Origin of the sequence: Streptomyces jumonjinensis (assembly GCF_009600885.1) — a bacterium.
GTDB classification, from domain to species: Bacteria; Actinomycetota; Actinomycetes; order Streptomycetales; family Streptomycetaceae; genus Streptomyces; species Streptomyces jumonjinensis.
This window is the reverse complement of sequence record NZ_VCLA01000202.1, coordinates 2,277-2,544: the sequence shown is the minus strand read 5'-3', so window position 1 is coordinate 2,544 and position 268 is coordinate 2,277. Positions and strand designations below refer to the sequence as shown.

General features: G+C 69.8%; 1 protein-coding gene. It reads left to right on the top strand.

What is annotated here, in order from left to right; translation table 11 throughout:
* Positions 1-37 precede the first annotated feature (37 nt).
* The coding region (locus FF041_RS38570; RefSeq protein ID WP_456154186.1) for an AMP-binding protein at positions 38-268 on the top strand (231 nt) is incomplete at its 3' end.

Genomic DNA, 268 nt, shown 5'->3' with positions numbered 1-268 from the left:
GAGTGTGGTGGGGCTGTGTCTGCCGCGTGGGGTGGACATGGTGGTGGCTCTGCTGGCGGTGTGGAAGGCGGGCGGTGCGTATGTGCCGCTGGATCCTGAGTATCCGGCGGACCGCCTCGCCTACATGGTGACCGACAGCAGCGCCTCCCTCCTGCTGGCGAACGCCACGACGGAGTCGGACGCACGGGCCGCCTCGGGCACGAACGGGAGGAGCGAGGACTCCATCCGGGTGGTACTGCTGGACGAGGTGGGCGAGGAGGTCGCCTCG